A 26,199-nucleotide genomic window follows, 5' to 3' on the forward strand; every position below is an offset into this window, starting at 1 on the left:
TTAGATATACATCAAAATAAATAAATTATTCTTATACAAGCTCCCCCCCCTTTACGATATCATAAAGTGTTCTATTTTAACGATAAAGCGCTGAAAAAGGGCTTTTCTCCCCAACCAAAGAAAGGGTTTCCTCTCTTATGGATCTTAAAGCAGCGTAATACAACAAGGGCAACAATACAAATAAAAAACATTTTGTTTTAAAAAACATAAACAAGATGTTCATATGGCAAGATTGTTCATATGGAGCAATAAGAAAAACATAATGGAGAAAAATTCTTGATGACTGCTTTTACCCAGAGATTCACCAATCTAAGTACTGTGTATGAAAAGTACCAACGCCATCCGCAAACCAAAAGCGATCGCACCCGCCATATCCACGATCTTCATCAAAGCGCTCTTGCAAACAACTTTGTTAAAGGAAAAAACAACAATTTTAAGCAACATTTTTCTTTTTGACCTCTTCGTTACTCTTCAAAGAACGAAAGTTTCACCCCGAGTCAATTTTTAGAAAATCCATTTTCTAACCACTCATAGGATTCATATCAGCTCCCTCAATGCTGGTATTTTACAGCACCACAGGATAATAAACAAAAAGAAACATCAAAGAAGCTTTCCAAAAATAAATGAAAAAAGAAAATATGCATGAAAACAATCGCAACAGAACATTTGGCATTTCTCACACCAAAAACCTTTCAAAAGTATCACAAAACGGTTGATACAACTATCCATACACTTAAGGGAAAAGCGCTCCCTCTCATAACACCAAAAATCTCAAAAGAATACGCGAAGGGGAATTTTTCACATGCAGCGTTTCAGACGCTTATCAACCACCAACCCTACCTACCTAGGAGAGATTATATGTTAGAGAAAAATTATCTATATAAAGGTACCCTAACACTCAAAAATAAATATAGCATAAAAGACCCCAAAAAACTGTATGAACGCTGTGCCCATGATACCGCCAGAGAAGCCATCAATTTTCGCTATGAACCACTTCCACAAAAATTTGATTCCGCTTATTTAAAATTAATCCACTGGAGCCTCTTCCACAAAACTTTTGAATGGGCTGGAAAAACCCGCGATACATCCTTTACATTTGAAGATGGCACCTCTGCCCATATGCCGGCGATGCGTCCCAAAGGTTATGAAGTTCCTTTTGCTATTGGTCCACAGATAAAAAAAGAGCTAAAACAACTCGAAAAAACACTTAATGAGAAGAATAATTTAAGAGGTTTATCACGCCAAGAATTTGCTGAAAATGCCGCTGAAATTTTTATGGTGCTCGAGCACGCACATCCTTTCAGAAAAGGGAATGGACGCGTAAATCGAATGTTTATGGAAAAACTTGGACAAGCAGCAGGACATACCATTGACTTTTCTTTCATCACAAAAGGACGCATGACAGCAGCTTGTATTGAAGCCATGCAATATAGCAATCCCCAACCGATGAAAGATCTTTTTGAAGATATCACGCATCCGCAAAAATCCCTTGTTTTAAAAGAATTCATCTTCCAAATGAGAAATGCCGGACTGGATGAAATTAATAATTGTATTGTTGTTGCCGCAAAAGAAGGGATCCCCTATGAAGGTATCTTTAGAGGTTTTTCAGCAGAAGGTTTTGTCATGGAAGTAGAAGGTGCTTTCGTCGTCGGCCACAAAGATGATCTCCCCCCAGAACTCGTCAAAACATTACTCAACGGTGCCCCCCTCTACTTTCAAAAAACCAACGTTCAAAGCTTAAAAGAAACACTGATCCCAAAAGAGACATTAGCACCTCTCACACATGAAGAGTTATTCACAAGGATTTCAAATGACGCTTATGTTGAAGCATGCCGAAAAGAAATCGAAAATTTATCAAAGCTGGTTTATGGTAAAGCACAGGCCTTAAAGACAAAAATGGACATCTTAACGGCAGATCCAAACTTAGGAAATCAGTTTGCCGATGAAATTTTACAAAATCCTCGATCAATTTCTAAACTTGCAGGCAGAAAAATATTTGGCATTAAAAGTTCAAATCGCAGACAAGCGGAACAAACTGCTCCACAACTCAGCCAAGCTCTTAAAAATTATGCCACAGTAACACAACAAACAAAAGAAGAAATTTTAGAGCAACATAAAAAAGAACAAAAACGCCTGAGCCACACTGTCGAAACACCTGGAAAAAATTTACAAAACCTTTTTTCCTTACCAAGAGAACAACAAAGAGAAGCTTTATTGGATTCTCGTTCACTGCGACAAGAACTCCATTACTTTTCGCGCCAACTATACAATCGTCTATCCTCAGAAGATCGTAAAGCCATACAAGAAAAAGATTATACCAGACTAGCTTGCCTACTTGGAACATCGGAAAGCAGAGCAAAAGAAATTGCGGATACTGTAAGGAACACCAAAGAAGCACAATGTCAAGCTCCCGCCTTAAAAGTTGATTGCTCTTCATCGCTTGCTCTTACCGGCTAAAAACGCATGAACTTTTGCCTTCCAACTGACTCTTGGCGCAAATCATTTTACCTCCATTGCACCCACCAATTGTTTTAAAATGTTACAAAAAAATAGTCCTAAAAATGTATCCTGTAATTTACTGTAACTTATTGATAATATTTTATAAAAAACTGTATAAACGACATAAATGTCCACTATATAGACATAAATGTCCACTATATATAAATATGAATAGCGCGAAATCTTTGGAGGTCATTCAGTTGGATATCTTCCTTATATCTTGAAGTTATCAAAAAGTGGGGAATGCGCCAAAGCCAAAGAGGTTTTCTAAAAATATTGAAAGGAAACAGCCATGAAAAAAAGTCACCCAACCGCTTCTACCAATGTAGAGGAACTAAGACGACAATTTAAACAACAAAATCTAGGAGCTTCCAATGTAGAAGACCTCTACGCAAAGGTTAACAAACCACCCAAAGAACAGCGCAACCCACAACAATATACACTTCAACAACCACCACAAACGATCTATGCTCCCCAAAAACCACTTGAACAACAAAATCTAGGAGCTTCTAATGTAGAAAACCTCTACGCAAAGGTTAATAAACCATCTAAAGAACAGCGCAACCCACAACAATATACACTTCAACAACCACCACAAACGATCTATGCTTCCCAAAAGCCACTAGGAAATCCCTATGATAGGCTTGGTGGGAGACCAAGTGATGGGCGACGTACCGACAAACTCGTAGATCCCTATGCAGTAACGGATCTAGAGGCGAAAGGTTGGCAAACGTCCCCCTACGAGACAGTTGGTGGAAGTGCACAGGGTAGGCATTCTTCCCATGAACCAGTACATCTCTATGCAGAGCTTGAATTTTACGAAAGTGGTGACCGCTCTCTCCAAAGATCGCTAGAATCTATCTATGCAACGGTTGGCGTAGGTGCTCAGGGTGGACAAGAGTCCCAACAACGAGAAAATCCTATCTACCAAGGTATTGGCAGAGTAGCAACACCCCCTCCCAGAACCCTAAAAGATGTGGTTACAACAAAACTTTTAAAAAACGTAGACTTTCAATATGGTATAAGAGAAACTCAAGAATGGTGCAGAGTTGTTTATGGTAACGAGCATGCTTTGAATCAACAACTGGCTAAGATTCTTGACGATCCTCAAAATGCAGAACAAATCTTATGGGACCTTGCAGAAAATCCTGAAAGCGCTGGTAAGCTTGCAGGTCACAAAATACTTGGTGTAAAATCTCCAAGCCGCAGAGAAGCTGAAGAGAGTTTTGCTCCCCTTTGCTTAGCTCTTGAACGACATGTAAAGACTACACAAAAGCTCCATAAACAGTTTACACATGAACAGGAAAGAGAAAGAGGTCAAAAACACGAAAGTCCAGAAAGAGACCCAGAACACAGACATCACCACCATCATCGTCGTCATCACACAAGAGGACAAGAACAAAATAGTCCAGAGCACAGCCCACAACGACAAAGATATGGCGAAAAAGGAATGGCTTATGCCATGTAAGTGAACCCCCGTAAAAGTACATAATTTTTTATTTTTCATTGAGTTTCTTGGCGCAAATCGTTTCGTCGCGATTGCGCCAAGAGTTGTTTTAGAATATTACAAAAAGTAGTCCTAAAAATGGCGCCTGTAATTTACGATAACTATTGATAACTTATTGATAATATTTCACAAAAAAACTGTATAAAAGACACAAAGCCCCATTACGCTGGTCATAAATAGCGTAGATCTTTGGAGACCACTCAATTTTGATATCTTCTTATAAAAAACATAAAAGCATAAAGGGCGAGAGTGTGCACCAAAGAGGTTTTCTAAAACAATTCTTGAAAGGAAACATGCATGAAAAAAGATCACCCTCACCCTTTTCCATCCCCTTCAATACAAGAACTTATAGCGCTCTATGAAAAAGCAGCAGCAGAAGTCTCATTCCCAGAAACCCTCTATAGAAAAGATCCTTCACAAAGCAAAAGCAAAAGACTGTCATCTATACCGGAAGAAGATGAGGAAAAACAATCTCTTTTAAGAGAAGAAACTGTACATGCGTCAACAAATCCACCAACGCTTCTAACAGGAAGCGGCTCTAAAAAGCAGCAAAAACCTGAAACGATACATTCAACAGTTACTTCACAAGTTACTCTAAAAAGGGCAACAAGAGTTCTCTCAGAGGAAGAAATCATTCAATTGCTTCCATACCATTCATTGATTAGAGCCTATCAAGAAGAAATCCAACATTTATCCGCCAGTGCTTATGGCAACCCAAACATTTTGCAAAAAAAAATGCAGGAAATTCAAAAAAATCCTGCTGCTGGAGAGGAATTCTCATGGCGCATGGCAGCATATCCTGAAAGTATCGCTAAACTTTCCGGTGCCAGTATGTTGGGCTTCAAAAATCGAGCGCGTAAACAAGCGAAAGAGAGTTTTTCTGCTCTCAGTATCACCATTGATTGTTATACAGAAGCCGTAAAACAGGCAAGAGAGAGTCTCTTACAATCTCCAGAGCAAGAACTCAAAAACTATGAACGCTTAATAGGAAAAGCAGCAGTCACTGAACTGCTGAAAAAACCAGATCAACGTGAAAAACAAACCCTTTCAGAGGCAGAAATTTCTACCAAAATTCAACAACATTCAAAAGTCAAAAGGCACCATGCCCAGATCAAATATTGGTGCGGTATTGTTTTTGGTAACGCAAACATTTTGCAATCACAAGTGGAAACACTTTTCCAAAACGCTGAAACAATAGAAGCTCTCGCACAGCAACTTGTCAGAAATCCTCAATCTTTTCACAAGTACGCTGGTATCAGTCTTTGTGGCTTTAAAAATCAAGCACGTAGACATGCTGAAGCTGGTCTTTCTCACTTAATTGACGCTGCTGAAAATTATGCAACGGCTGTAACACAAGTAAGAGAGAGCATTTTACAAACCGAGCAGGCAAAACAAAGATGCCATGAACCATCATCTAAACAGGCACAAGATTTGTATCAACAACAACGCTTACCACAAGCTGTTGAACGCACTGAGCTTTCAACAGTAACCCATGAAGAAGCAATAACCTCTACTCAACAAAGAGACACAGATTTTCGTCCTCGCAAAACCGCGATACCAAAAGCGATGGCTTTTGCCAGTTAAACAGACATAATTTTCACATTGAATTTAACGTCTTGGCGCAACATATGGCAAAAGTCATTTTCACCAAAAAGGTCAAGTTTTGTAAAACAATTCAGTTTCATATCCTCTCTCATAAAAGCAAGTGAAAAAGCATAAAACAGAATGAAAACCAACCTATATTTCTAAATAGTATTTAAAAATAATATTGGAAGAGTTTGAAAGGAACATATATGAAAAAAAGAAATCCCTCCCCTTTTATCACCGAAATGATGAAAAAATTTCAACAACAGGCTGAACAATCCCCGCCCAGCCCCCCCCAGCCTCAAGTTTCTCAAAATTTGCCAAAACCAACTGTACAACAACGCCCAGAAAATTTATCACACTACCCAAAAGTTGCTCCACCACCTCCTCCACGCATAAAAAAACCAGAGCAAACCAGCACAATACCTCCTAGCACCAAAAACCAAGAGGCACCTTCCACACACACAAAAGAAGCTCCACAAAGACCTCCACGTGCAAAAGATAGACAACAAAACAAACAAACAGTTCAAGAGGAAGAAAGTCTCTATGCAACGCCTGCTCCGCAAACGCCCCCACGCATAAAAAACCCAGAACAAACCAGCACAATACCTCCTAGCACCAAAAACCAAGAGGCGCCTTCCACACACACAAAAGAAGCTCCACAAAGACCTCCACGTGCAAAAGATAGGCAACAAAACAAACAAACAGTTCAAGAGTTCCCCTCCCTACAAAAAAAAGTGCCTTCGCCCCCTCCTCCACGCATAAAAAAACCAGAGCAAACCAGCACAATACCTCCTAGCACCAAAAACCAAGAGGCACCTTCCACACACACAAAAGAAGCTCCACAAAGACCTCCACGTGCAAAAGATAGACAACAAAACAAACAAACAGTTCAAGAGGAAGAAAGTCTCTATGCAACGCCTGCTCCGCAAACGCCCCCACGCATGAGAGACAGAGTGCAAAACGGTGAAAAAATTCAAAATCCTGAAGCACAATACCCAAGTGTTAGACCCAAAACACCATCACATATGAAAGTTAGGCAACAAAGCAGTTCATCATCACAAGATAGTGGAACATATGCAGTACCTCCTTCACGAAAACTGCACCGTATGGAAAACAGAAAACAAAGCGATGCTGTCATCCCAAAACCTGCCTCCCCACACACAGCAATTGAACAACCAAAACCGTCTCACGGACAAAAAAAATCTATTAATACAATGGAAAGAGAGCTATTGCTCGCAGCATATCAGGAAGAAATACGATTTTTGTGCGAAAAGGTTTATGGCAACAGGCTTATTTTAGAAGAAAGAATAGAAGCAATCAAAGAAAACCCCGATATAGGAGAACAGCTCTTATGGGATGTTATAGAACAGCCTAAGTCTATTTCTAAGCTTGCTGGTAGAAAAGTTCTTGGCATAAAAAATCATACGCGCCGAAAAGCTGAAGAAACTCTTCCTACCCTATGCGCTACCATTAACGGTTATGTGTATACTTCAAAATATATAAAAAGTGAAAAGATTTCACAAGGTTCTCACACGGAACAACAACACCAGCGGCAAGCACAAGAGGAAGAGCCAATAAATCAACATTTACAAAATCCGCTCAATTCAGAAAAGAAAATAAAGCCTCTCTCAAATCAGGAAATTACCCGCAGAGTTCAACAAGATCCATCGGTTCGATATGGTCAAAGAGAGATCGAATATTGGTGCCAAATTGTTTATAATGATCCATTTATTTTGCAATATAGAATAGAAGATATGCAAAAAATTCCAGAGATAGGAGAAGAGCTTTTATTTCAAATTGAAAACCCTTCTAGATCTTTTGCTCCGCTTGCTGGTAGGCAAATCCTTGGCATAAAAAATGGAGCACGTAAAGCCGCTGAAGAAAATCTTCCTACCCTGTGTACCGTCCTTAAGGATTATGCTGAAACTGTAAAACAGTTAAGAGAAACTATTGTGCAAAATCATCAGGCAGAACAACAAAAACGTCATCAACCGCTTAACGATCCCTATAAAAAATTGCAAAAGCAGCAAAACTTATCGCAACCCCCGAAGTTACCTGAACGCTCAACAGCAAAGCGGCATCAAGAGGTTGCAGAAACTTCTAGACAAGAAGACCAACTGCATGTTCGATCGTGCAGAGCCGAAACATCAAAAGCAATAGCTTTGTCGTGATAAATCTCCTAATTGTTGGCTTTTCATACAAAGCTTTGGTGCAATTATCTTGCCAAGATTGCATCAAAGGCGATGTATAAAATACAGAAAACTTTGAATAAGACACCCCATTATTTTACAGAATTCATTGATAAAATTTCACAATAATACTTCATAAAAATTACAAACTTTAACTTTGTTCCATGATTAACTTGGTTCCATACAAATGAAGGTCAATTTTTTTCAATCATTCAAATGGGCATTCTTCTTTGAAGAAAACGCTATGAAAATAATAAAAGGCAAAAAATGTAAAAAAGCTTTCAAAAAATAATATTAACATTGAAAGGAAACATACATGAAAGAAAACACAGAACATTGTGCCTCTTCCACACAGGAAGAATTGCAAGAACAACACCTTGCAGTTAGTGCAGCCATTTCTAAGCAAATCAATAAAGCATCGCAGAATTTCTTTTATCCCAATAGCAAAGTGCTTAAAAATAAATACCGCATCAAAGAGAAAGAAATATTAAAGGAACGATGTTGTGATGATGTAAAAAAAGAAATGATAAAACTGCGCCAAGAACCTCTACCGGAGCAGTTTAATTCCTCCTATCTAAAATATCTTCATCAACGCCTCTTTTCCCGTACATTTGAATGGGCCGGACAAACACGCGAAGAGCCTTTTACATTTGAAGATGGCACTGTTGCTTCTATGCCCATTTTGAAAAGAAAAGAATTTACAAAACCTTTTGCGATTGGCAGAAAAATACAGGAGGGACTAGAAGAGTTAGATAAAACGCTTGCTGAAAAGAATAATTTACAAGGCTTAACTCGCGAAGAATTCGTTGAACAAGCCGCTGGAATAATGATAGCTTTGCACCACTTGCATCCTTTCAGAGAGGGCAATAGGCGCACAAAGAGACTGTTTGTTGAAAAACTCGGGCAAGCAGCAGGGCATAAGCTAGACTTTTCTTTTGTAAGCAAAAAACGTAAAGACTTTGTCCGCGCCGCTGCCATGGAACATAGCGATCCAGAGCCTATGAAGCATCTACTTGAGGATATCTCCCATCCAGAAAAATTGCTCATTTTACAAGAATTCACCAACTCTATGAGAGAGCTTGGATTGGATGAAAAAAATTATTATCTCGCTGTCGTCGCAAAAGAAGGAGAAACCTATCATGGTACCTATAGAGGCAGTGGACCCAATGGCTTCATGCTTGATGCCAACGGAATTTTCATCTTGGGAAATAAAAAAGATCTCGCCCCAGAGCAAATACAAACCTTAAAAATCGGTGACGCCCTCTCCTTTACAGCGCCAAAAACTCAAAACCCGCAAAAAACCCAGCAAAAAACATTGCTTCCAGAAAAAAAAAGAGCCGTTCTCACAAACGATGAAATAACTGTAAAGAACAAAGACAACGTATCCATTCAAACAAAGAAAAAAGAAAAAACCCATTTTTCACCATGGATTGTCCCTCATGCTTTATATGACAGCATTGAAGTTATGCCCCAAAGTTTGCAAGAACAAGAACAAATGAACAAACCAATTGCTCAATCTGCTTCCTCCATGAGGAAAATGCAAAAAAAATTCCAAAAAAACATTTTACAGACCAACAATACAGCGACAAATGATCCAATATCTGTCCAAATAACAAAGGAAAAACGCCCTGATCATCAAGAAAGAACAAAACAGCCCCCAAAAAAAGCAATGGCATACTGGGACACTGGTACAAAAAAAACGGACACCGTCCCTCTCACCTTACAGAAGAAATTATCCTCATCGCCTGAAACCGAAGAAAATAAGACAATATACCGTAATTTCTTTTACCCCAATAGTATCACCTTAAAAAATAAATATGGAATCAAAAACTATGAAAAATTAAAAGTGCAATGTGCCCATGATACAACAAAAGCAATCATTCATCTACGCCAAGAAGCGCCACCACAAAAACTAACCTCTACATATCTCCGATATATTCATCATACCCTATTTAAAAATACTTTTGAATGGGCCGGACAAACACGCGAAAAACCATTTACATTTGAAGATGGTACCGTTGCTTATATGCCAATAATGAAAAAAGCTGGTATTTCTTTTGCCTCAGCACAACAGATACAAGAGGGACTAAAAAATTTAGATAAAATACTTGCTGAAACGAATAGTTTAAAAGGCTTAACCCGCGAAACATTTGTTGAACATGTCACTGAGATGTTGATACAGCTCAACTATACGCATCCCTTCAGAGAAGGGAATGGACGCACACAACGAATGTTTTTTGAAAAACTTGGACAAGTTGCTGGCCACCCACTCGACTTTTCTCTTGTAACAGAAAAACGCATGAATCTTGCCAGCATTGCATCGCTAAAACATAACAATAAGGAAGTGATGAAACATCTGCTTGAGGATATCTCAAACCCAGAAAAAATACTTATTTTAAAAGAATTCATGAACAATATGAAACAGATTGGGCTTGAGAATCTTCATCATCATCTTATTACAACAGCGAAAGAAGGTCATACCTATAAAGGCTTCTACAGAGGCAGTGGGACCAATGGCTTCATGCTTGATGCCAACGGGATTTTCATCTTGGGAAATAAAAAAGATCTCACCCCAGAGCAAATACAGACATTAAAAATCGGTGACGCCCTCTCCTTTACAGCACCAAAAGTTCAAAACCAGCAAGACGTGCTTATCCCCGCAGAAACAATAGCCCCCCTTACCAACAATGAAATTGCCACAAAGATAAAAAACAACGCATCCATTCAAGCAAGAAAAAAAGAAATCGAAACTTTGTGCCAAATCATTTATGGCAATCGTCATATTTTGCGGGAAAAAATTGAGATGATCCATGAAAATCATACTGAAGGAGAACAGCTCACCTATCAAATTGCCACCTCTCCCCAATCTATTTCTAAGCTTTGTGGTAGCAATGTCTTTGGCATAAAAAACAACGCGCGCACCCATGCTGAAGCAAATATTTTGCCCCTCTGTAGAGCCATTGATTACTATATCAATATTTTTAAACAAACAGAAAAAGACATTCTCCATACCCATCATGTAAAACAAAGGCGGTGTGAACAGTCGGTAGAAATTCCTGAGGCTTGGATGAAAAGTCTCTTTTCCTTGTCAAAAGCACAACAGCAAGAAACTTTATCAAACTCTCCTGAATTAAGGGGGGAGATAAGGACTTATATCAAAAAAATCAATGAGCGCTTATCCTCAAGCGAGCATGAAGCTATAAAGGAAAACAATCCTGAAAGACTTGCGAAGAGTCTTGGCACATCAACCGTTAAAGCAAAAGAGATTATAGAAATAGTCAAGCAAATAAAAGAGATAGAACAGCATATACAACCCATGTATTTTTATAACCATAAATTCGATGAGCGCTTAGCACCAAACCAGTATCAATCTATCCAGCATCAATCTATAAAGAAAAACAATGAAAAAAAATGTTCCAATACTCTTGATAAAGAAGCAATTAAAATGCAAACAATGACAGAAAACGTCAATCAGAGTCCTAAAAGACAAGAAAATATTCAACCTCACAAAACGGAGCACACAAAAGCAGTGGCAATGAATATCTAAAGGGTTCATAAACTTTAACTTTTTTGCCCTCTCTGGTAAAAATGATAGCCTTTACCCGCCTGCCTTCATCGGCAAATCAATCGCACCTCAACGGGAATAGAAACCATGAGAGAGCAAATTTATCTTATTTCCTCAGTTTTATCCTCATCAACTGTGAAAAGAAACCTGAACAGGAAAAATGAAAGGATCAATCATTTTTGAAAATGATAATTAATCACTTTCATTACCTGTAGTGCTAAAAATAGACAAAATGCTTTTGAAAAATCATGTCTTCCTATCCTCTTGTTTATATAATCTCTAAAACGGGAAGGCAGCCTAATTTGGGGAGAATATAAAGCCGTAAAGGTAAAAAACCAATCACGAGCTTTACCATCATTTTAGCTCAGCCTTACGACTTTTAAAAACATCTAAAGTACTATCTTTTGAATAATGGAGAGTGCACATTGCTTCACGCTTTTGTTTTATTTTTGTTCTTTAATAGAGTCATACCCCTCACGTAAAACAAAACGGTATTGGGTTGCACTATTCACAACATCACACCATAAAGAGAAATTATCATTATATATCCTTATATGTCCCTTCAAACTGTTATGATATCGCTCCCATATTTCAGTTTGAAAAAGAAATTTTAATTATTTTATGGCAACAATAAAAATTGTAATGCAACAGTAAACAAGGATTATAAAAAAGTCTTCAAGCACCATTTTTGACAGAAAGATAAACACCGTCGTAAAACGCTTACAAAAAGTATCCTTGGTTAGGATACAGATCACATTTTTACGATTTAAAACGGTTTATTCCTCCTGTCATCGCTTCTCTTTTACAACAAACCCGATATATCTTTATGACATTGATTAAAAAAATTGCAACAGTTGCTTCCGGAACCCTCATGAGCCGTATTTTTGGCTTCGTACGCGAAATGCTTATGGCAGCAGCCCTAGGGACTGGTCCTGTTTCTGATGCCTTTAACGCTGCTTTTCGTTTTCCTAACACATTTCGTCGTTTTTTTGCTGAAGGTGCCTTTAACGCTGCTTTCATTCCTCTTTTTGCAAAAAAAATCACTGAAGATGGTCAAGAAACGGCATGTAAATTTGCAGAAGAAGTCTTTGGCGTTCTCTTTTCGCTGCTCTTACTGTTAACGATTGCGATGGAACTGAGTATGCCTTTTTTGGTACGAACCATTATTGCCCCAGGTTTTACCGAAGATGCAACAAAATTTAACGCTACAATTCACTTTACTGCGATCATGTTTCCCTATTTAACCTGCATGTCGCTTGCTGCCATGATGGGGGGCATGCTTAATGCTTTGCGACGCTATTTTATTGCCGCCATTGCACCACTCTTTTTAAACATTATTCTGATTGGTGTGCTTGCCTATGCTTGGATCTATAAACTTGACGCTTGGCATATCGGCTTAAATCTCTCTTGGGGTGTATTAGCAGCAGGGCTTCTCCAACTCACCTTAATTGCCCTTGCTTTGCGTCAAAGTGGAATGAAAATTTCCTTCCGCCAGCCCCATTTAAGTCCTAATGTTCGCAAGCTATTAACTTTAGCATTCCCAGCAGCCATCACGGGTGGTATCACACAAATCAATTTGCTCATTAATACCAACATTGCTTCTAGTCAATCGGGTGCTGTCTCTTCTTTGATGTACGCTGATCGTCTTTATCAATTGCCTCTAGGCGTAATCGCCATTGCCATTGCAACCGTTCTTTTACCAGAATTAACACGTGCTTTGCGGAGCAAAAAGCATGAAGAAACCCACCATTTACAAAACCGCTCTATTGAATTAACGCTATTGTTAACACTCCCAGCATCCATCGCTTTTTTGCTGCTCTCCACTCCCATTGTCAGTTTGCTCTTTGAACGAGGACAATTTACCAATCAATCAACACACCATGTTGCACAATTACTGGAACTTTATGGACTAGGACTTCCAGCCTTTGTTCTCATTAAGGTCTTTATTCCTAATTTTTTTGCCCATGAAGATACCAAAACACCGATGATTTTTACAGGTATTTGCGTTTTCATCAATATCAGTCTCGCCTTAACATTATTTCCTATTCTATCTGCACGAGGCATTGTTATTGCTGAAATTACCTCTGGATGGGTTAACACCCTGTTGCTTTGGGGTGTCCTTATCAAACGCGGTTATTGGAAATACGACTTCCAACTGATAAAGCGAATATTATGTCTCATGATGGCAACCCTTTTGAGTGCACTAGCCCTCCATTACGGATTGAATGTGTTTGGTTTTTTGTCTTTTCCTTTATCCTCACAAGCATCCTTTTTCTTGCGCGCCAGCACCTTAGCTGGGGTCATGATTGGCATATTCTTGATCTATTTTAGTGCCTATTTTTTATTCAACACCCATTCCTTTTTTCACACACTTAAAAATTTGAAAAAACGCCCATAATATCTATACTTTGTCAAAAACAATAAAACAAATAACCTTAATTGAAGAAAGAACACTCCTATGGATACCTTCACACCACTTGTCTTTTCCGGCGTACAACCGAGTGGCCATTTACATCTTGGCAATTATCTTGGAGCCATTCAGCATTGGGTTGAACTGCAAAACTCTCATCACTGCCTCTATTGTGTTGTGGATATGCATGCACTCACAGTCAACCCAGATCCCCTTACTTTACGCGAATCCACCAGAACAGTGACAGCAGCTTTTTTAGCCTCCGGTATTGATCCTCAAAAACACATTATTTTTAACCAATCACGTGTTTTTCAACATGCTGAACTCGCCTGGATTTTTAATTGTGTTGCCCGTATCGGCTGGCTTCAACGCATGACACAATTTAAAGATAAAGCAGGAAAAGATCGTGAAAAAGCATCCCTCGGGCTTTTTGCTTATCCCACTTTGATGGCTGCTGATATTTTAGTCTATCGTGCAACGCATGTTCCAGTAGGCGAAGATCAAAAACAGCATGTTGAACTCACACGTGATATTGCACAAAAATTTAACAACGACTATGCACAGCGTATTGCCGAATTAAATTGTGGTATCTCTATACAAACGGATGAAGAAAAAAGACAAGGCTTTTTTCCCCTCCCAGAGGCGCTTATTGGAACAACAGCCACACGTGTTATGTCTTTGCGCGATGGAACGAAAAAAATGTCAAAATCAGATCCTTCAGATTTTTCACGCATTAATTTGACCGATGATGCTGATCTTATCGCAAAAAAAATACGCAAAGCCAAAACGGATTCGGCTCCTCTTCCCGATACCCTTACCGCTTTAAAAGAACGACCAGAAGTGGATAACCTGCTTGGTATTTATGCCGCCTTTGCCAAAGTTAGCAAAGAAAAGATTCTTTTAGAATTTTCTGGTCAACAATTTTCGCATTTTAAATCAGCTCTAGCCGACCTTACTGTCCATAAGCTTGCCCCTATAACAGAAGAATTACGTCGACTTCATCAAGAAAGCGATTATATCGACTCTGTTTTGCATGATGGCGCAGAACGTGCTAGTATGCTCGCAGAAGAAAATATGAAAAAAATTCGTGAAATTATTGGATTTTTGCACGATACATAAAAATAATAAAACTAAAAACTGTAGAGAGCAAAAAAATTGTTTGTACAAAATTAGAGAAAGTGCATGTTTTCCAAACCCAAAAATCCGAAAAAAGAACCCAAGAAAAAGAATTTAGTTATTATCGATGAAACACCAGAGTGTCAGCGTGCCGTTGCGTTTGCCGCACAGCATGCCCAAAATACCAATAGAACATTGGTATTACTTTGTGTCGTTGATAGTGCAGAATTTCAACATTTTCTGGGTGTAAACAACGTTATGCGCACAGAATCAACGCAAAGTGCTCATAAAATATTAGGAGACATTTCCAGTGAAGTCCGCGCTACCCATGCGCTTGAAACAGAAATAGTGGTGCGTGAAGGAAAAAAAATTGATGAGATTTCCAAACTGATCGATGAAGATAAAAGGATTGCACTCATTGTTTTAGCAGCCAGTGGACATACAGAAGGACCAGGCCCCCTTGTTCAATTAATCGGGAATAAAGGGACCGCTTTTTCAATCCCTGTCATTGTTATTCCTAGCAATCTTGCCGATGAAGATATTAGATCTATTGCCTAAAAAATATAATATTCTACACTGTAAGATCTTCCTAATCCTTCATTATAAAAGGAGAGTTTATGTTTATTCAAACTGAAACCACCCCAAACCCTGCAACACTTAAATTCCTGCCAGGACGCGTGGTTCTTTCTGAGGGCGTATTAGAATTTCGTAACCCTGAAGAAGCAGCTAAAAACTCACCTTTGGCGGCTAAACTGTTTGATATTCCCAATATCAATGGTGTTTTTTTAGGCTATGATTTTATCACCGTAAGCAAAAAAGAAGGGGAATGGCAACATCTCAAGCCCGTCATTTTAGGCACAATCATGGAACATTTTCTATCCAATGAGCCAGTGATCATCACCAACGCTACAACACAAGCACAAACCCATGCCCTTAACGAAGAATTTTATGATGAAAACGATGCTGATATTGTCTTAACCATTAAAGAGCTGCTCGAAACGCGCATTCGCCCAGCAGTTGCCAATGATGGTGGGGACATTACTTTTCGCGGATTTGAAAATGGTATTGTTTATCTCAATATGCGGGGCTCCTGTGCTGGATGTCCCTCTTCAACGGCAACCCTCAAACATGGTATTGAAAATCTTTTACGCCATTTTATCCCTGAAGTTTTAGGCGTTGAAGCCATGCCACAATAAATATTGACCTCAATAGGTAAAATAACCAAACCAATTGCCGCTCTTCAACAGCACTCAAACATGGAGTGCAAAAATCTTACGTCATTTCTATTCCTGAAATTTTAGAAGTAAGCTATGCAACCATAAAAATACAGTACTGTTAAAAAAAATCTGTCCAATAATGATACCTTCACTCACCTTTCACCTCCACATTATGCCTTAAAAAGATTTCAAAGCCTCCTTTAAGCAGCATAAGTTTTTTCAACAAACCAATAATTAAGTACACAGAAGTATAACACATAAGCATGCACTTTAAATTTACTTTGTTGCATAACCTTGTCATGCAATTTTAACTAAGAAAACACGACCCGTTACAAAAAAGGAAATCCAAAAAAGAAAACATTGTAAGATAGAGTGCCCATTTGCTCCATTTTTCTCAGTTCTCCCAACGATAAAATCAAGAAAAATATTCTTGTAGCAGTCAATCGATAAAGATCACACTTTGCAACTTACAATGAGAATTCTGGCATCCTCCTTATTTCAATTCTGTTTTTATTGTATCAATCAAAATCATCCGCTTCCACAGCACAAACTCGATAATAATAAAAACTATTTTTAATAGCTCTTATGTACACTTTTATAAGAAGCTGTTGCAACACTAAGAACTGGAAAATACATGACAGTACTATCTTATCAAGATCATACCGTCCTTTTCCATTCTTAAAATCAAGAATTCCCCCTCTATCATTTTCAATCTCATTTCCATAAATATGACGCAAAAGGTGTAACTACCTGTAAAAAATAAATACATTGAAGCCAAATCTATTATGGTTGTTTGAGAAATTATCTGATAAAAAAATGAGAATATTTCTTCAATTCAGCAGAAATAAGTTTATCTACTTTACGGCGTTGTTCTTCTCATAAAGCGCATACTTGTACTGTTGCATGTAAGTCAACATCCAACTTCACCCATAACTGCACATTAAAAGAAAAGCCAGAATCACTATTTCTCTGCGATATATGGCTTTGCAATAAAGGAAAACATATTACCTCTATCTGATAGGTATAATCTATGAAACAAGAGAAAAAGCCCATTCGAGAAAAATATGTCCAATTAGAGAAGAATGAAAAATAGAAAACCAACGAAATGCAAAAACAATTACAAGAGGATAAATGCCTAAACTTTTTTCACAAACTCCGACTTTAAACTCATCTGACCAATCCCAGGAATTTTGCAATCAATATTATGATCCCCATCCACCAAGCGAATATTCTTTACCTTAGTACCACCTTTTAAAACAGATGAAGCGCCTTTTACTTTCAGATCTTTTATCACCATAACGGTATCTCCGTTTGTTAAAATTTGACCATTGGCATCATAAACAGTATCGGAAAGAACAGTATCATCGCTTTTTTGTGGCCATTCATGTGCGCATTCAGGACACACAAAATTTTCACCATCTTCATAAGTATAAAGACAATCACAATGAGGACATTTAGGATATTGGATCATAAATTCCCCTTTTAAAAGAAAATCATTCATTATGACTGGTCATAAAACAAGAAGTGCTTATTGTCCATTATTTTAGGAAAACATTTCCCTTTGTTTCACCCCTCATCTGTCAACTGTGTTCATGAATGCTATCATCACATACCATACATGAGTTTATAAAAACGATTGATGATTATACAACTTAAATGAGCCCCCCGCATATCATAAATTCACTCACTTCATTCTCTCTAATAAATTAATCAAAATCATTTTCTTGTACATCACCCATGCAATTAACGAATGGATAAAAAACAATTAGAAAAGAAACATCTCTTAATAAATGCTCTCAAAGAACTAAAAACTGACAAACAAGAAAAGGATGCCCTCAACTTGACCTTTTATTTAAGTAAAGATAACAGTCATAATGTTAGAGAACAGACTGATTTATGATCATAGTTAATGGTTTTGTATATTGAATGAGAGCCGATAAATAAGCTGCGACTCTCTCAATCCCTTTACCTTGAATCAACCAAAGCCTTTTGCTTACATATTACAAGTAGGAAGAGCCGTATAAAACGATTATTCAAAATACTAAACACTCTCAAATATAAGAGCCAACATTGAAAGCGGGCAAAGTGAATGATGGTGCCGGCTTACTCTCTTATAAGCGTAAAAATGGTGCGCTCAATGGATGGCCGATTATCCCTTTCAAAAGCAACACGCATAAGATGAGTTTTTAGTGTCTTGAGAGAGAAGCTTCTTTAAGACAAACATATGAAATGTGCAACAATGATAGTATTTTGTTTTGCATGAGGAACATCCCCCTATTAAACAAACATTGCTATCAAACCATCAGAAACCATTGGACATAAATTCCCCGATTATGCCTGATTATAATTACCTAAAGCATTCGGTTTTAAGAAGCCCGCAATTTTAGGAATCCGATTGATATGTAGAGGAGGAAAAAACAAAGCGAGCTTAAAAATAGAGGATCTCCCTTAATGGCAAATAAAGTCACGCCCCTAAAATCACACCCCATGTGTCCAATCATCCTACCTTTACAAAAAAACATTCCAATGATCTTAGGTGATAATATCAGGGCGATCTCGTCCCAATGCTTGTTGTATATTTAACAGTTTTAGTGCCACCTGTTGCAAAGGTTGGAGAACTTTCTGCGGATTAAAATTGTGTTTGCGTGGATCACTTTCATACTGTTCAAAATAAAGCCGTAAAGTAGCACCTCGCGTCCCTGTTCCCGACAAACGGACTACCAACCGTGCTCCATTCTCGAAAAAAATACGTATACCTTGCTGCGTGCTAACGCTCTGATCAACAGGATCATGATATGTAAAATCATCTGCTTTTTTGACAAAAAATCCAGCAATTTCAGTTCCTGCATGTGGTAAGTGCGTACGCAATTGCTCTATAAGTTCCAAAGCTTTATCTGCTTCGACTTCTTCATAATCATGCCGTAACGTGTAAAAACGTCCATAGGTGTACCAATGCTCTTGAACAATTTGTGCGACAGTTTTTTCTGTTACTGCTAAAAGATTTAACCAAAATAAGACAGCCCATAAACCATCTTTTTCGCGGATGTGATAAGAGCCAGTTCCAAAGCTTTCTTCACCACAAAAGGTTACTTTCCCCGCATCCAAAAGGGTTCCAAAAAACTTCCATCCCGTTGGCGTTTCAAAAAAGTTTAATCCTTTTTTTCCTGCAACCAGATCAGCAGCACGCCCCGTCGGCATAGAACGCGCTATCCCCACAACACCTTTTCGATATCCTTTAATGAGGTATGCATGTTCAGCCATAATAGCCAAAGAATCTGAAGGTGAGACAAATTGTTGACGACCAATAATGAGGTTACGATCTCCATCACCATCAGAGGCTGCGCCAAGATCTGGCCCTTGCTCTGACATCAATAAATCATAAAGAGCCTTGCCATAAACCAAATTGGGATCTGGATGACCGCCTCCAAAATCTGGCAAAGGAATACCATTAACCACCGTCCCTTCAGAAAATCCTAAGCATTTTTCAAAAATTTCATGAGCATAAGGCCCTGTTACCGCATGCATAGCATCAAACCGTAAAGTAAGACCTCGAACAACGGCCTTGGCAATACAGTCAAAATCAAAAAGCTCCTGCATCAAAGCAACATAATCAGCAACAGGATCAATAATATCAATCCGCATGGCTCCCATAAAGATCGTACCTTGCCTATCTAAATCAATATCTTGTGCTTCAAGAATTTTATAAAAGGAAAGACGTTGCGATGTTGCAAAAATAGCATCACATAAAGAATTAGGAGCGGGTCCACCATTGGAAACATTGTATTTAATACCACAATCTCCCTCTGGACCACCAGGATTATGGCTTGCAGAAAGAATAAGTCCACCATGGGCATGAGTTTTACGAATAAGATGCGAAACAGCAGGTGTAGAAAGAATACCGCTCCTTCCCATTTTAACACAAGAAACACCATGCGCCGCCGCCATCTTCAACACAATCTGAAGGAGAGTACGATTAAAAGTGCGCCCATCTCCCCCAAGAATCAACATTTTTCCTTCAAGAGGCCCAATGTTATCAAAAAGAGACTGTATAAAGTTTTCTACATAATGGGGTTGTTGAAAAACAGATACTTTTTTGCGCAAACCAGACGTTCCCGGTTTTTGCCCCTCAAACGCCGCTGTCAAAACTGTCTTGATGGTCATGTAAATACCTTCATATTATTTCCTTTAATTTTAAGGTGAAGAGTATCCAAAGTCGACCATTAATTCTACTTGACGGAAGTGTGAAATATTTGCACACTCGTTAGAAATAAGAATTCTTAAAGAATCCCTTTTATTTAAACCGTTCTTTCCGATATGCTTTTAAAGACGAAGGCTGTTTTAAAACGAAATTTTTGTAAAAAATATAGGAGCATCATTATGATGAAAAAAACTGTTCCCAATGTAACATTCCATACACGTGTCCGCGATGAAATGGATGAAAATAATCCTTATCGGTGGCAAGAAGTTAACAGCGATGCTTACTTTAAAGGAAAGCGTGTTGTTCTTTTTTCTCTTCCTGGAGCTTTTACCCCTACCTGCTCAACTTTTCAGCTGCCTGACTTTGAAAAACTCTATGATGAATTTAAACAAGTGGGTATTGATGAAATTTATTGCCTTTCCGTCAATGATGCTTTTGTCATGAATGCTTGGGGAAAAGCACAAAATATCAAAAACGTGAAATTAATTCCTGATGGCTCTGGTGAATTCACACGCAAAATGGGTATGCTGGTTGCAAAAGACAATGTTGGTTTCGGCATGCGATCATGGCGCTATGCTGCCGTTATTAATGATGGTGTAGTTGAGCAATGGTTTGAAGAAGCAGGTTTTTCAGATAATTGTGCAACAGATCCTTATGAAGTTTCTTCACCACAAAATGTTTTAAAAGCTTTGAAAAACTAATTCCACCCCCCCAAATCGTCGATTTAAACAAAATTTTACGACACAAATTTCCTTAGTAAAGAAAATTTGTGTCATTTGTATTTTTTGAAACATTTATTTGTCAAAGCAGACACTATAAGTTGGTTGTGCGTTTTTGGTGAGAAAATATTCCAGCAATAATTTTTTAATAGGTATTTCACGTTTTAGCTGCTTTGAAAAAACTTGAAAAATTTCCAGTAAAAAATCTAAACCAATTATAGTGCTAAAAGAATAAAAAGCTAAAAACTGTTGCACGCTATCAAAAAATGGGGATACAATTACGAAATACACAAATTCACGCAAAACTCTCTCAGAAACATCAAGGACTAACCTATCGATGAAATATGCAAGATCAATGCTAAATTTCTCATATTGAAAAAAACTTTGTATCGAACAATAATTTGATTTATAAAGATAATTTATCATTTTTTATCTCAAATGAGAAGAGCTGAATATCATAAGATTGTTTTATTTTATCCCTTCTTATATTGAATCCCTTAAAACTATTTTCTTGCTCATTAGCAAGTGAGATTGAAATATGAAAACCGATTAAAAAGAGTAAAAAGGCGTCTCGTAAACGCTCTAAAATACAAGAGCTATGAACATCATTACTACAAGGTTCACAAAAGCATCGAGAAAGAAAATACAGATCAAACATTTGTTTGAAAAAGCGGACAGTTCAAATTAACTTATGTCTCATAAAAAGAAGCAAATATGGCCTCTGCATAAATAATCGTTCATGAAAAATATTAAATCAACACAGATCCCATAAACATTCCAATTCACATACCATAAACAAACTCATTGCTGTTCTCATAGCCATTTATTCTAAGCTTTTATTTTTCTCTAAGAGAGAAACGGTTAAAGAAGGCGTTTATTGGGATATTCTTCTATAAAGTGTGTTTTCATTTCTTCCTCTTCATCGAAGCTCAAAATCTTCATCACATTTAGGAAGACCAAAAATATCTGAATTAATGAAATAACAATCTTTTTTGTCCCCTTCGCTACAATTTTATTCTTTTCTAATTCTTTGATACCTTCTTTAAAACTTTCAAAATTAAGATATTCTGGTTCTTGAATTGAAAGATCGCAAGTCAAAAATTCCTCAAAAATGTCATGATCCAATGTTATCTGATCAAACTATAAATCCACATCATCCCCCTCATCTAACATTTTCCCTACTTACCACAACATCACAAAAAATGCTTTCATACCACTAAATGATAGCCCAAAAATCACACGCCGACACGGCGAGGCGCCTGAAAAGGTAATTTGCGAAAGATCTTCACATCCGAAGTTTGAAGGAGGAAGTTTAAATGATTTTTCAATATCTTCAGGTTTTTTCAAAATAAAGGGATTTCTTTCATATAACACTGTAAAATCATATTAGACCATTTTCATTTCTCCGTAAAAATTGATTTATTATAATAAATTAATAATTTCAAATAGTTGTCATTATAACCTCTTATAATACCCCCCATATTTTCCTTTTAAAGATTGTCTGATTTAAGTTATTCGTTGTTTTTGAAAATAAAAAAATCTTCTAAAATAAAAACCTTGAGATCTCTTTCATCTCTCATGGATGTGAGATTGTAGACTGTCGACAATAAAACAATAGAAAATATGATACCAGAAAATGAGAATTCAAAAATTAAATCCATACGAATGATTAATATTTCTATAAACTATTGTGTTTCTGTTATTGATCATCAATTTTTCTAAACAGGGTTGCGTCAAGAACCTCAAATGCTTCAGTGTCCAGTATTTTGCTTCACGAAGGTGCTTACCTCCTACCCTCAAAAGCATTCATTTCATAAATAAAGACGAAGCATTTTCATCTTTAAAAATTGCTTTTATGCCGCAAGAACTTTAAAAAAATAACGCGATTTTAAGAATATCTAAACAAGTAAAATACAAATTCTGAAAATTGAAGAGGAAATATTCAAGCTTTTCCCAACAATCGCTTTCACAAAACTTTTACCATTACCATTTTTGGGCAGCTAAAATATCTTGTACTGTTTGAACCAATTGCTCTTCATCAATCATCACTTGCGCAGGACGGCTTTCACGCCATGTTTGATTGTCCTTAATTTCATGAGACAAACGCGCTCCTTCAATCAAATCTTTAATCTGTATTTTTCCACTCTCACGTTCTTGTGAACCTTGGATAACCACACAAGGAGCTTTCCGCCGATCTGCATATTTCATCTGCGCTTTAATTCCCGATGACCCTAAATAGAGTTCCGCACAAATTCCTGCATTTCGCAATTGCATCACCATTTTTTGATAGCGTGCAACAACTTCTGGTTCTTTATCCATCATCAACACCACAACAGGTCCAAGAGTATTTTTTACTGGCAATTTTCTCAGATTTTGCAAGGCAACAATCAAACGTGAAATCCCCATTGAAAAACCTGTTGCCGGAATATTTTCCCCACGAAAACGCGCAACCAATCCGTCATAGCGTCCCCCACCACCAACAGAACCAAAAACAACTTTTTGCCCATCATCATTGAGAACATCAAAAAGCAATGCCGCCTCAAAAACAGGTCCCGTATAATATTCCAATCCACGAACCACCGAAGGGTCAATTTTAATACGATTGTGATAACCGTTAGCGACAAAGATTGCTTGCATTTCCTCAAGCTCGTGAACGCCTTCAAGCCCCTGAGTACTCTGACCAACGACTTGTCTGAGAGCATCAAGGATTTCTTCTGCGGTTTTCGCGTTTACAGTCAGTAAGGAAAGAATACACTCAATCTCTTTATCCTTAAGCTCGGCCCCTTTTGTAAAATCACCACTTTCATCCAAACGCCCCTTGCCTAGAAGCAAACGCACGCCCTCAGGACCAAATTTATCCAGTTTATCCATTGCTCGAAGAACAGTTAAGCGCCTTTCAATCTGCTCCCTTTCACCTAAACCAATCAACTCTAAAACACTTTCCAGAATTTTTCGGTTATTCAAGCGAATGGCATAATCATGCTGGTGAATGCCTAATTTTTCCAAACTATCCGCTGCCATCATACAAATTTCAGCATCAGCGGCAACGGTTGGTGTTCCAACAATATCAGCATCAAATTGCATAAATTGCCGAAATCGCCCTGGCCCAGGCTTTTCATTGCGAAAAACAAACCCCAACCGATAACTGCGATACGGTTTTGGTAACGTTTCAAAATTTTCAGAAAAATAACGGGCAAGAGGCGCGGTAAGGTCATAGCGCAAAGACATCCATTGCTCATCATCATCTTGTAGCGAAAAAACGCCTGCATTTGGACGATCTTCATCAGGTAAAAACTTACCCAGCACATCGGTATATTCAAAAATTGGTGTTTCCAGTGCTTCAAAGCCGTAAAGTTCATAAACTTCACGAATCTGCGCAATCATGGTCTCGATTGCATACAACTGTGCACTTGTACGATCAATAAAACCACGGGGTAACCGAGCTTTGGTTTTTTCTTGTTTTGATGACATGTTTTTCTCTAACAACAATATCTATTCACAGATAACTCGTGTCTATCTTATAGAAACAAACGCTGCAATAACTTTATCAATTTAGGCCCACTAGCAACAAGCACCATCTTTCGCTTTACAAAGATGATGCTCCTCACCTTTAAGAGTATCAAAACGCTTGCACTTTCAATCTCAAAATGTCAGCTCTCTCTTAATATTTTTCCAATTTTCGATTAAAAATAATGCTCCCCGCAACACTTCTAATACCTTATCCCCATAAATGCCCCTTAAGGATCTACCTTAAACAATTCTCTCCGAAACACATTTCCTACACTCTCTCCTCTCCATTCCCCTTACCTCCAAACATCTTCTCATGTGCTATCCCAACATCAAAAAACACATACATGCTTCTTGAGAGGCATTAAAGCAACTGTTGATTTTGGATAAGCTGAAATCATCTTCTTGAAAAGAAACACCCTCTTTTATAAGGACTTCCTTATTACATATGCAAAAATCCTCAAGACATCAGAGTGCTTTTAGCTTCCTGTGCAAAATCATTGATACGCGTTTTTAAATCAATACTATTGCGACCAGCATCTGTAATTGACCTTGAAATTGAAGGAATGATATTCTGCCACAAATTTTGAGGAAACTGGTTTGTCAATTGTGTTATCGTTCCCCCTTGAGCACCAATACCTGGAACGAGAAACAGGCTGTTTTTTAACTGCTCGATTGTGTCTTTTGATTCAGATCCCAATGTCGCTCCTATAACCGCACCTATGGGGCCAATATTATGATGGAGAACCGGGGACTGAGAATTATAATCACAAATACGTTGCGCCAAATGAACAGAAAGTGTTTGATCACCAATGCGCGCATTTCGTATCTGTTTTCCCTCTGGATTAGAGGACTGAACCACCACAAAAACCCCTGCTCCTGTTTCTTCTGCAATATTGATCAGAGGAATAAGAGCATCAAAACCCAAAAAAGAATTGACTGTCATGGCATCAGCTTTAAACACACTGTTTGGACCGAGCCAAGCTTTACCATAAGCTTCAGCAGTAGAGCCAATATCCCCCCTTTTTGCATCCGCTAGAACCAATAAGCCTTGTTCGTGTGCATTTTCAATGAGTTCTTTAAGAGCTTGAAGACCTTCCACACCATATAATTCAAAAAATGCAACTTGCGGCTTTATAATACCCACTTTGCCGAGAACCACTGTTAAGAGGATATCACAAAACTCTTTTAAGCCTTTATAATCAAAGCTTAAGTTCCATAATTGCAAAACTTTATGGCTAGGATCAAAACCAATACAAAGCGGTCCATATTTTTCACTATTTTTAAAAAAAGCTGAACAAAACATTTTATATCCTAACACGTTCTCTCTTTAAACTTTTCGATACAATCAAAAAGAACAACATTTGTCAAAAGAATACAATACTCAAAACACAAAGAAAGAGCTCTCTATACAAAGTATACTTTTATTTATAAAACATAAATATATTCCCATTCGTAACGCTTATCACATGTTTATCGACCAAGACATTGTCATGAGATAAAAAATCAAATTTATGAAAGAATATAAACAAAAACTCTCTATGAACGTGCTTTAAACAAAAATTTCAAAAGAAAATACCCCACCATGATGATCTCGATCTTAACTTTAGTATTTTCTATCTCTTTTTAGCGTTTCTTTACCCCTTTTGGAACATAATTGGTAAAAAGACATTTTATCTCCAGCA

The 26,199-nt window shown here is 37.8% G+C and carries 17 protein-coding genes and 1 pseudogene; 11 read left to right on the forward strand and 7 right to left on the reverse strand.

Features of this window, described 5'->3' with window-relative positions:
* The first annotated feature begins 858 nt into the window (after positions 1–858).
* From ACFIJS_RS07075 to ACFIJS_RS07095, 5 genes are all read left to right on the forward strand, one after another.
* The gene (locus ACFIJS_RS07075; protein WP_375650894.1) at positions 859–2,457 is read left to right on the forward strand and encodes a BID domain-containing T4SS effector; all 1,599 of its coding nucleotides are present in this window, start codon (positions 859–861) and stop codon (positions 2,455–2,457) included.
* A 334-nt stretch (positions 2,458–2,791) separates the two neighbouring features.
* Positions 2,792–3,967, forward strand: a complete 1,176-nt coding sequence (locus tag ACFIJS_RS07080) for a BID domain-containing T4SS effector (protein ID WP_375650870.1) — start codon at positions 2,792–2,794, stop codon at positions 3,965–3,967.
* 336 nt (positions 3,968–4,303) lie between these two features.
* Complete coding sequence (locus tag ACFIJS_RS07085) at positions 4,304–5,590, forward strand: BID domain-containing T4SS effector (RefSeq protein WP_375650872.1); 1,287 nt, start codon at positions 4,304–4,306, stop codon at positions 5,588–5,590.
* 209 nt (positions 5,591–5,799) lie between these two features.
* Positions 5,800–7,764 carry a BID domain-containing T4SS effector gene (locus tag ACFIJS_RS07090; protein ID WP_375650873.1) on the forward strand — a complete coding sequence of 655 codons (1,965 nt, stop codon included), beginning with the start codon at positions 5,800–5,802 and terminating at the stop codon, positions 7,762–7,764.
* Positions 7,765–8,098: 334 nt separating this feature from the next.
* Positions 8,099–11,329, forward strand: coding sequence for a BID domain-containing T4SS effector (locus ACFIJS_RS07095; RefSeq protein ID WP_375650874.1), 3,231 nt, complete (start codon positions 8,099–8,101; stop codon positions 11,327–11,329).
* A gap of 292 nt (positions 11,330–11,621) precedes the next feature.
* Here the strand turns inward: ACFIJS_RS07095 and ACFIJS_RS07100 are convergent.
* A pseudogene (locus ACFIJS_RS07100) lies at positions 11,622–11,895 on the reverse strand (hypothetical protein); the annotation flags it as partial.
* A gap of 278 nt (positions 11,896–12,173) precedes the next feature.
* Between ACFIJS_RS07100 and murJ the strand changes: the two are divergent.
* From murJ to ACFIJS_RS07120, 4 genes are all read left to right on the forward strand, one after another.
* Entirely contained in the window at positions 12,174–13,745 is a 1,572-nt protein-coding gene (gene murJ / locus ACFIJS_RS07105; RefSeq protein WP_375650876.1) for a murein biosynthesis integral membrane protein MurJ, read from the forward strand.
* 60 nt (positions 13,746–13,805) lie between these two features.
* Positions 13,806–14,876 carry a tryptophan--tRNA ligase gene (trpS, locus tag ACFIJS_RS07110; RefSeq protein ID WP_375650877.1) on the forward strand — a complete coding sequence of 357 codons (1,071 nt, stop codon included), beginning with the start codon at positions 13,806–13,808 and terminating at the stop codon, positions 14,874–14,876.
* Positions 14,877–14,939: 63 nt separating this feature from the next.
* Positions 14,940–15,431 carry a universal stress protein gene (locus ACFIJS_RS07115; protein WP_375650878.1) on the forward strand — a complete coding sequence of 164 codons (492 nt, stop codon included), beginning with the start codon at positions 14,940–14,942 and terminating at the stop codon, positions 15,429–15,431.
* A 59-nt stretch (positions 15,432–15,490) separates the two neighbouring features.
* Positions 15,491–16,069, forward strand: a complete 579-nt coding sequence (locus ACFIJS_RS07120; RefSeq protein WP_375650879.1) for a NifU family protein — start codon at positions 15,491–15,493, stop codon at positions 16,067–16,069.
* Positions 16,070–17,225: 1,156 nt separating this feature from the next.
* Here ACFIJS_RS07120 and ACFIJS_RS07125 read toward each other — a convergent pair.
* A complete protein-coding gene (locus ACFIJS_RS07125) occupies positions 17,226–17,561 on the reverse strand; it encodes a zinc ribbon domain-containing protein YjdM (protein ID WP_375650881.1) in 336 nt (111 codons plus the stop codon).
* 279 nt (positions 17,562–17,840) lie between these two features.
* Here ACFIJS_RS07125 and ACFIJS_RS07130 point away from each other — a divergent pair, with 279 nt between their 5' ends.
* Complete coding sequence (locus ACFIJS_RS07130) at positions 17,841–17,990, forward strand: hypothetical protein (protein ID WP_375650882.1); 150 nt, start codon at positions 17,841–17,843, stop codon at positions 17,988–17,990.
* 632 nt (positions 17,991–18,622) lie between these two features.
* Here ACFIJS_RS07130 and ACFIJS_RS07135 read toward each other — a convergent pair.
* Positions 18,623–20,251, reverse strand: coding sequence for an alpha-D-glucose phosphate-specific phosphoglucomutase (locus tag ACFIJS_RS07135; RefSeq protein WP_375650883.1), 1,629 nt, complete (start codon positions 20,249–20,251; stop codon positions 18,623–18,625).
* 216 nt (positions 20,252–20,467) lie between these two features.
* On the opposite strand from ACFIJS_RS07135, the gene ACFIJS_RS07140 reads away from it, so the two are divergent.
* Positions 20,468–20,989, forward strand: a complete 522-nt coding sequence (locus tag ACFIJS_RS07140; RefSeq protein WP_375650885.1) for a peroxiredoxin — start codon at positions 20,468–20,470, stop codon at positions 20,987–20,989.
* A gap of 93 nt (positions 20,990–21,082) precedes the next feature.
* On the opposite strand, the gene ACFIJS_RS07145 is transcribed toward ACFIJS_RS07140, so the two are convergent.
* The 4 genes from ACFIJS_RS07145 to pyrF form a co-directional block, all read right to left on the reverse strand.
* Positions 21,083–21,433 carry a hypothetical protein gene (locus tag ACFIJS_RS07145; RefSeq protein WP_375650886.1) on the reverse strand — a complete coding sequence of 117 codons (351 nt, stop codon included), beginning with the start codon at positions 21,431–21,433 and terminating at the stop codon, positions 21,083–21,085.
* Between the two features lie 435 nt (positions 21,434–21,868).
* Positions 21,869–22,132: a hypothetical protein gene (locus tag ACFIJS_RS07150; RefSeq protein ID WP_375650887.1), complete on the reverse strand. Its 264-nt coding sequence runs from the start codon at positions 22,130–22,132 to the stop codon at positions 21,869–21,871.
* Between the two features lie 858 nt (positions 22,133–22,990).
* Positions 22,991–24,478, reverse strand: coding sequence for a histidine--tRNA ligase (hisS, locus tag ACFIJS_RS07155; protein ID WP_375650888.1), 1,488 nt, complete (start codon positions 24,476–24,478; stop codon positions 22,991–22,993).
* 496 nt (positions 24,479–24,974) lie between these two features.
* Positions 24,975–25,820, reverse strand: a complete 846-nt coding sequence (gene pyrF / locus ACFIJS_RS07160) for an orotidine-5'-phosphate decarboxylase (RefSeq protein ID WP_375650895.1) — start codon at positions 25,818–25,820, stop codon at positions 24,975–24,977.
* Positions 25,821–26,199 lie beyond the last annotated feature (379 nt).

It is taken from the genome of Bartonella sp. OT172YNZD (genome assembly GCF_042193725.1).
Classification (GTDB): domain Bacteria; phylum Pseudomonadota; class Alphaproteobacteria; order Rhizobiales; family Rhizobiaceae; genus Bartonella; species Bartonella grahamii_A.

Bases quoted from the DNA above. Each gene is read 5' to 3' on its own strand.
- ACFIJS_RS07080 (WP_375650870.1), top strand. From the start codon at position 2,792: ATGAAAAAAAGTCACCCAACCGCTTCTACCAATGTAGAGGAACTAAGA.
- ACFIJS_RS07090 (WP_375650873.1), top strand. From the start codon at position 5,800: ATGAAAAAAAGAAATCCCTCCCCTTTTATCACCGAAATGATGAAAAAA.
- hisS (WP_375650888.1), bottom strand. From the start codon at position 24,478: ATGTCATCAAAACAAGAAAAAACCAAAGCTCGGTTACCCCGTGGTTTT.
- ACFIJS_RS07120 (WP_375650879.1), top strand. From the start codon at position 15,491: ATGTTTATTCAAACTGAAACCACCCCAAACCCTGCAACACTTAAATTC.
- ACFIJS_RS07085 (WP_375650872.1), top strand. From the start codon at position 4,304: ATGAAAAAAGATCACCCTCACCCTTTTCCATCCCCTTCAATACAAGAA.
- ACFIJS_RS07130 (WP_375650882.1), top strand. From the start codon at position 17,841: ATGGATAAAAAACAATTAGAAAAGAAACATCTCTTAATAAATGCTCTC.
- ACFIJS_RS07125 (WP_375650881.1), bottom strand. From the start codon at position 17,561: ATGATCCAATATCCTAAATGTCCTCATTGTGATTGTCTTTATACTTAT.
- ACFIJS_RS07145 (WP_375650886.1), bottom strand. From the start codon at position 21,433: ATGATAAATTATCTTTATAAATCAAATTATTGTTCGATACAAAGTTTT.
- pyrF (WP_375650895.1), bottom strand. From the start codon at position 25,820: ATGTTTTGTTCAGCTTTTTTTAAAAATAGTGAAAAATATGGACCGCTT.
- ACFIJS_RS07135 (WP_375650883.1), bottom strand. From the start codon at position 20,251: ATGACCATCAAGACAGTTTTGACAGCGGCGTTTGAGGGGCAAAAACCG.
- ACFIJS_RS07075 (WP_375650894.1), top strand. From the start codon at position 859: ATGTTAGAGAAAAATTATCTATATAAAGGTACCCTAACACTCAAAAAT.
- ACFIJS_RS07095 (WP_375650874.1), top strand. From the start codon at position 8,099: ATGAAAGAAAACACAGAACATTGTGCCTCTTCCACACAGGAAGAATTG.
- ACFIJS_RS07115 (WP_375650878.1), top strand. From the start codon at position 14,940: ATGTTTTCCAAACCCAAAAATCCGAAAAAAGAACCCAAGAAAAAGAAT.
- trpS (WP_375650877.1), top strand. From the start codon at position 13,806: ATGGATACCTTCACACCACTTGTCTTTTCCGGCGTACAACCGAGTGGC.
- ACFIJS_RS07140 (WP_375650885.1), top strand. From the start codon at position 20,468: ATGATGAAAAAAACTGTTCCCAATGTAACATTCCATACACGTGTCCGC.
- murJ (WP_375650876.1), top strand. From the start codon at position 12,174: ATGACATTGATTAAAAAAATTGCAACAGTTGCTTCCGGAACCCTCATG.